Genomic DNA, 7,098 nt, shown 5'->3' with positions numbered 1-7,098 from the left:
TCGTGACCCTGCCCAGTGAACTCGGAAGCAACGAGATCGCAAGCATGAGCGAATCCGCCACTCAGGAGAACGAATGACAGCTATCTGGTGAACAGGCTGTCTCAAAGGGGTTGACGCGTTCCGCAGGATGTGATTGAGGTATGCGATGCGCTGAACCTGCGCAGCGGCGTGACCTTCATCGGGCACTCGGTCAGCAGCAGCATTGGACTGCTCGCATCCATCGCCAGACCGGAGCTTTTTGAGCGCTTGGTCCTTATCGGCCCATCGCCCTGTTTCATGAACATGCCGCCAGACGACACAGGGGGCTTCGAGCGGCAGGACCTGCAAGATCTCGTTTCGCTGATGGATCAGAACTACATCGGCTGGGCAAACTACCTCGCCCCCGTGGTCGCGGGTGGAGCGGATCACACAGCGGTGTCAGGCGAGCTGTCCGACAGCTTCTGTTCGACGGATCCCGTCGCCGCGCGCGTCTTCGCCCACGCCACGTTCTTTGCTGACAACCGGGCCGACCTGCCGAAAGTGTCGCGCCCCAGCCTGATTCTTCAGCATCGGCTTGATGCGCTCGCGCCCTTGAGCGTTGGCACCTACATGCATTCAAACCTCAAGCGCAGCACGCTTGAAGTGCTCGACGTGGTGGGCCACTGCGGATATATGAGTCGCCCGGATCTGGTGGTGGACGCCATCCGGCGCTATCTGCAAGCGCCTGCTGCTGGTTGATGCAACTCACCGTGCTGATCGAATCCATGTTCGACAAGCTGCCGTGCCCGGCGCTCGTTAACGATGAGTCTGGGCAGGTTCTGGCCTCCAACCAGGGTTTGATCAGCCTGATCGGCCAGGACGCGGCGCACTGGAGCGGACGAACGATGGATGAGTTCCTGCCGCCCGCCAGCCGCATCTTCATGCAAACGCACGTCTGGCCCATGCTGTTGCGGGACGGGTGCGTATCCGAGCTGTATCTCAAGTTGATCGGGGCGGACGGCGCGCGCATTCCGGTCATGGTGAACTGCCGCAAGGACAACTCCAGTGACGAGGCTCGGTTCTACTGGGCCTTCTTCGTGGCGCAGGAGCGCAGCAAATTCGAAGCGGAACTGGTCGGCGCGCGCAACGACGCTTTGGGCTTGGCCAAGTCACTCGCCGAGCGGGAAAAGTTTGTCAAAACCATTACTGACGCAATGCCCGGCATGGTCGCCTACTGGGATCAGGATCGCTGCTGCCGCTTTGCAAACCGAGCCTGCATGGAGTGGCTTGGCAAGTCTCCCGAACAGGTGTTGGTCTCAAACATGCGCGACGTTCTTGGGGAACGGCTCTACGCGCTGAACGAGCCCTACATCAAGGGCGCGCTCAGCGGCTCGGTACAGCACTTTGAGCGAAAGCTCATCAAGGCCGACGGCAGCACCGGATACGTGCTCGCCCACTACATTCCAGACCTTGATTCCACCTGCAACGTGATCGGCTTCTTTGCGCTGCTGATGGATGTGAGCATGCTGAAAATCGCGGAAGCCGAGCTGCAGCTGGCGGCCAGCATCATTCAGAACACGATAGAGGGCATCGTCGTGCATGACGCCAACTGGAACATTCTATCGATCAACCCGGCATTCACCGCGATCACGGGCTACACCGCCGGAGAGGCCGTCGGGCAGACTGTCAGCAACCTCAGATCCGATCATCACGATAGAACGAATTTTGCCGAGGTATCACGAAAGCTGATTGAGACAGGGCAGTGGGAGGGCGAAACCTGGAGCCGACGAAAGAACGGCGACACCTTCCTGAAACGGCAGACCATCACCACGATCCGCAGCGATATCGATGAGCCGGTTCGCTATGTGACGGTCTTCAATGACATAACCGAGCGCTGGCAGAAGGACGAACGGCTCAGGCACTTGGCATTGCACGATCCGCTGACGGACCTGCCAAACCGCACGCTGCTGTTGGAGCGCCTGAGTCAGCTCATCGGCATCACCGATCGGGAGACTCGCGGCATTGCGTTGCTGTTCCTCGATCTGGATGGATTCAAGGAAGTCAACGACCGCTTCGGCCATGAAGCCGGCGACCAGATGCTGCACAGCGTTGCCAAAAAGCTGACCGGGCTGGTTCGGCATTCGGACACGGTGGCGCGCCTTGGCGGCGATGAGTTTTTGATCCTGTTGGACAACCCTGCCAGCAAGGGCGAGATCGAGCAGATCGCTGAGCGCATCATCGAAGCGATCAACCAGCCCATCCTGGTTCAGGGCAACGCTACAAGAGTGGGTGTGTCGATAGGAATTGCAATTCACCCGGACGATGGACCCAGCGCGACCCAACTTATGCAAAGCGCCGACGAGGCGATGTATCTCGCGAAAAGTTCCGGCAAGAACACGCTGCGTTTTTCGCCTGCGGTGAGTGCATTGTGACTGGTGCTGGAACCCCGGAAGCCACTGCATGCTCGGCCGCTTCAATGCTTGGCTAGCGCTGGTCGTCAATACGACGGATCCCGTCTCACTTTGGGCTTCCTGTGGGGTCGTATCGCGACAGAGAAACCCTGCAAAGGCGGGTGGACACAAGAATTTCGATTGGCCCGCGCAAAGTAGATTCCACCTCTGCTTCTCGGTTCTTTCAGCCACGCAAATCCCGGTCTCAATGAAAGCGGACTCTGCCTCCCGCATTTCCTGATTTTTTTGGCCAAATCAAGGGGAGCCAGATCGACCGGGATCCGGCAGCTACTTGGTCGTGGGAAGAAACAGCCACCGCTAGCACTTTCCGATGAGATTCCTCATAACGGGCGATGTCCCGTCACAGCTCGATTTATAACCCGCGCGGCCTGCAGAAGGTTCTCCCGATCGAAATCCATTTCAATCTTGCAGTCAAGGGGCGTGCGGAAACGAACTTTCCGTCTCGAGCACTGAATAACGAGGCAGGGCGACCACCTTGAATCCTTGAACTGCGCAGACTCAATACACTCCAAGGGAACCCGACGCCATCGGGCAAGCCAGAGCCAAAAGGGGCTGTACAGATAGAACGCCTGTCCAGTCGCGGCCAGCCCGTAGTCCCATGTTCGATGAAAGGTTGGATTTGACGCGCTCCAATGAATTCTCTCCCCGGGCGGCAGCTTGAGACGAGTGAACGGGAAATCCCCGGTTGCGGAGTTCATGGCGCCATGGTTCCCAACAGTTGAGCTGTCCTAAAGGCAGGTGATCCGCGCTTGGTCAGATGTAGCCCGCGTTGCCGGGAAGAAAGTGTTGGCAATAACGCCACTCGATGACCGCTTGATCGTCCAAGTAGGCGTCCGGCTTCGGCAGAAACGCGATAAAGCACTGCTCGATTCCGAGCTCGACGGCCGAGCGTTTCGCATACTCGGCACCACCTGAGCTCCACAGGTACAGCGCAACGCCGGCCCTATGAAGGTCAAGCACACTCGAAATGACCGAGGGCATGGGAATGCGCTTGGTCCCGACAGAGCGAACCAAGGTGTCATCCACGTCTACCAAAACCACGCGCTGTTTCACTTCATGGCTCACTTTCCGGTTTGGCGGCAGCGGAAGCGGCGGATCATCCGCCAATAGGACTCACTATGCGAGACCGGGTCAAGTGTCTTGACCTGACCCCCGATTCACTTATGTGTTCATGCCGCGTGGCGCATGAGTTGAACTTGCAGGCTTGGTTATGCGGAGCCCGCCCGAACCGCCGCCCTGAAGAGCTCGTTGAGCTCGTCATGCACTACGTCTCTGCCGAGCACTTCGGGTCGGCCTTGCCCGGAAAACTCAGGGCCATGGCGCTCGAACTCTTCCTCGACGAAGCGGTTGATCTCCTCGACCTTGGGCCCGACCCCCAACTCACCGCTGCGACGCTTCGCCTCAAGCAGGCGCTCCACGCTGGGCCGGAGCGATTCGGGCAGCACGCTGTCCATCAAGCGCTCGAACTCCACGGGCGGAACGCCCAAGCCCTGCTGGATGTAGCGGATCGCCAGCAGCGGGCGCAGAACGTAGAAGTACTTCTTCAGCCGAACCTGATCATGGAACAGGTGCTCGCGCGCATTGCCGCGTGCCATGTGGCTGTAGTGGTAGCAGAGCGCGGTGCGGTTCATCACCTGCGGCGCGAGGGCCCGCAGCGCTTCCGCGCAGGGGCCTTCCTCGATGTAGCGGACGGGGCTGTTCAACCACTCCATCAGTGCGCCGTTGGTGCGCGTGAGCAGGTACAGCGCCTTGCGCAGGTCCCAGCCGCCGCAGTCGATCTCATCGGTGATCGGGTACTCGATGACATCGCGGCGGCGCTCGACGTCGAAGGACAGGTACCAGTCCGCGTCCCGCACATAGAGGAAACGCACGTCGTAGTCCGAATCCGGCGACGCGAAGCCCCAGGCACGGCTACCGGACTCGCAGGCGTAAAGAATGCGAACCCCATGCTCAATCTCCGCTGCACGCAGCCGCCTCAGAATCTCGTCGCGAATCGCGCCACCTACAATTGATTCGCCAGTCATGAACTCAGAGCCACAAGAAGGAAGGTTTGGGTTATCTCATGCTTCGACACGTCGCGGCCTTTCTCGGCGGGGGAGTCAGGAGGGCCAGACAGGCTCGACCTATCGGTCGGGTGACGGGCGCCAGCGACATCCTTTACGAATACGGATGTGCCAAAACAAGACGTGATCCCGGATTCCATTGTCAGCCCTGCTGACACGGGCGGCGCAATGGTGACCCCGGATTTCGTTGACCCCTTATTCGTTTTCACCCTTCGCGACATTGCGCTGCTTCCTCGTCGGTAAACTCGACGTCTTCTATCTGCAGAAGGCCGCTAGCAATCGCTGGCTCAAAGCTCTGGAAGAAGCGCTTGCGATCGTACGGACTCCAGATAGCGCGCCCCTCCTCGCCAGGGACTTTAAGCATGACGAGCTCAAGGTGAGCTTCGACGTTCCTTGTCACGCGGTAATGGTGAATCTTGGAGAGCATTACATACAATCGATCCCGGTAAATTGGGTTGACTAGGCGTTCAGGACGGATATCGATGAACGTCTCATGCTCAACGCTCTTCACATATCCATCGAAGATGGGCTGGACGTTGCTGATTGGATCAATTCCCTGAAACTGAAACGATAGCTTCGCATCTTTGATCAGGTTCGATGGGCTGATTCCGCGGCGCTGGAGGATCTTCGTAAGCGCAATATCCTCAGCTCTCGCCCAGTTCATACGGGTGCGAGCAGGAGTTTCTGCCGCTATAACCGAAAGCGCGCGGCTCTCGGTGCTGTTCTTCTCTTCCACCTCTGCTTCTGTCGCTCGCTGGATTGTGGCAGGGGAGGCATAGTAATCACCTTGTACGGTTGTACTACTCTGGCGCTGAGCCTGAGAGTTACTAACGTGGATCAGCTGCGAAAGCAAATATGCGTTCTGCTTCTCAAGCTTTTCAACCTCAACCTCCTTCTTCCGGATCTCACGCGTAAATGAGAGTAGCTTTCCGACCGAAAAATTATCGAAAACCTCGGAGAGCACAAGCACAACCAGTAGCCCAATTAACGACAGCAAACCTGGAGAAATCTCTCCGACCGGATCAATGGAAAGAAACCTGAAGAGAACCATCCCTGCAATGAGTAGGCAAAGCAGGGCGATCAGAACTCTGACGAAGGTGTTGTTGCGTGCTTGAGTGCTAGGTTCTGCCATGGTCGACCCCTTAGGGTTCTAACGCTCAACGGAATCGGCCTTGCGCGGTTTTGTGCGCAAGGTCCGGTTGACGCAGGTTTGAGAAAAGGCGTCGGACAAATTGGATCATCGAGGCGAATTGAGCTGACTCCTATTCTGATTATTCGTTGTCGGGAGGGGGCGGCTTAGATGAACTGAGGCATCTGGCAAAGCAAGGCTTAGCCCCGGATAGATTAGGCACTCTGCTCTTGAGCCCCGCTTGCTGAATTCAGTTTCAGTCGCAAGCGAAACCATTAACTGAGGTCAGACGGGTCCAGGACCTGCTTCCTGATCCAGTTGGTAAGCCCTGAATTGCATGGTTTGACGCGAAGCTAAAGTCGAGGGTGTTGCAATTGGGAAACCGCAAGGTGATTGAACCCCAGGGCAAGTCTTGAAGCTGAGCTGGCTCGAACTGGCCTCCGAAACCACCCCCCGCCTTGCCCGCGAGTTGCACTGTGATGCTAGTCGCGCCAGGCGTGAAAACTCCTGATCCGACGAGCCAGAAAGGAAAGCCTTCAGCGTCAAAGGTGTACCAGCTGACAACGACCAGACTTGTGGCACCTGCCTCAGCGACCTCTAGAAGGATGCCTTCACCGCCTCGGCCCGGCTGAAAATAAGAACCAGTCAAACGGCCACTGAGCGGAAGCAGGGATGGCACGTTGGCGTAGTCCGTGCTTGAGTAGGCCGGAACCAACGTTTCAGACATTATGGTGCCTTCCGGATATTCACCACGAATTGTGAATGATCGATTCAGATCAGGCGCCCCCTGTGTTTGGAATGCCCCCTCCCCGATTTCTACTGCATATGTGGTTACGCGTTGGCCCAGGTGCACAAGCGCGAATGATTGCCGAGTATTCGGCTCATAGGACAAGCGTGCAAGCCATTCCTTGCCGTCTTGACGGATAAGGAACTGTGGGACTAGAACGTTGCCGGCTGCTACGCTCATGGTCAGGAGGAGGGCACTCTTGCTGGCTGAGCATGGCACCCGCCAGAACCCCAAGTTGACGTTTACGGTTGCGCCTGTCGAGTAATCGCGAAGGCGTCCCACAATGGCGAGTCCTGGTCCCTGTGGGCTCGTAGGTAAAGGATGCGAGACGCAGCTTGGGGGATAGAGTCTGGCAGGGTTTGTTATTCCATCGGATTTGAGAGGGCTTTGGCTCGCTTGAGCGATTTTCTCGCCACTGCCCGAGAAGTCGACGGTGGACATGTCGCCCAGCGATCTCACCTCGACTGCGGATGCCGGAAAAGCCATTGATATTGCAAAAACAATCCAGAAATTCATCTTCATTTGCTTTCGATCTCCTTCTGCGGAAACGCATGTGCCACTGTGGTTTTCGGTCCTAGGGAAGCTCTGAACAACGCGACCGGATGACCCCTTTGTGTCCCACGAGTCGATTTTTTGATGCTTCGACCCGAGATCGCGCAGCTCTGGCGGCCCATCGACTCGCCCGGCACT

6 protein-coding genes are annotated in these 7,098 nt (G+C 57.7%); 2 read left to right on the top strand and 4 right to left on the bottom strand.

Annotated elements, in window-relative coordinates:
- Nucleotides 1-129 precede the first annotated feature (129 nt).
- Entirely contained in the window at nt 130-717 is a 588-nt protein-coding gene (locus ACIQ7H_RS21285) for an alpha/beta fold hydrolase (RefSeq protein ID WP_395795341.1), read from the top strand.
- A complete protein-coding gene (locus ACIQ7H_RS21280) occupies nt 717-2,390 on the top strand; it encodes a diguanylate cyclase domain-containing protein (RefSeq protein ID WP_395795339.1) in 1,674 nt (557 codons plus the stop codon). Before ACIQ7H_RS21285 ends, ACIQ7H_RS21280 begins: the two co-directional genes overlap by 1 nt.
- Before the next feature lie 792 nt (nt 2,391-3,182).
- On the opposite strand, the gene ACIQ7H_RS21275 is transcribed toward ACIQ7H_RS21280, so the two are convergent.
- The 4 genes from ACIQ7H_RS21275 to ACIQ7H_RS21260 form a co-directional block, all read right to left on the bottom strand.
- On the bottom strand, nt 3,183-3,494 hold the full coding sequence (locus ACIQ7H_RS21275; protein ID WP_395795337.1) for a DUF705 domain-containing protein: 312 nt from the start codon (nt 3,492-3,494) through the stop codon (nt 3,183-3,185).
- Nucleotides 3,495-3,637: 143 nt separating this feature from the next.
- Nucleotides 3,638-4,453, bottom strand: coding sequence for a DNA polymerase beta superfamily protein (locus ACIQ7H_RS21270; protein WP_395795335.1), 816 nt, complete (start codon nt 4,451-4,453; stop codon nt 3,638-3,640).
- A gap of 244 nt (nt 4,454-4,697) precedes the next feature.
- Entirely contained in the window at nt 4,698-5,624 is a 927-nt protein-coding gene (locus tag ACIQ7H_RS21265) for a hypothetical protein (RefSeq protein WP_395795333.1), read from the bottom strand.
- A 253-nt stretch (nt 5,625-5,877) separates the two neighbouring features.
- Nucleotides 5,878-6,930, bottom strand: coding sequence for a hypothetical protein (locus tag ACIQ7H_RS21260; protein ID WP_395795331.1), 1,053 nt, complete (start codon nt 6,928-6,930; stop codon nt 5,878-5,880).
- Nucleotides 6,931-7,098 lie beyond the last annotated feature (168 nt).

Origin of the sequence: Aquimonas sp. (assembly GCF_044377145.1) — a bacterium.
Lineage (GTDB): Bacteria > Pseudomonadota > Gammaproteobacteria > Xanthomonadales > Xanthomonadaceae > Aquimonas.
Note: the sequence above shows the minus strand (reverse complement) of the source record. Positions and strands in the feature narration are given on the sequence as shown.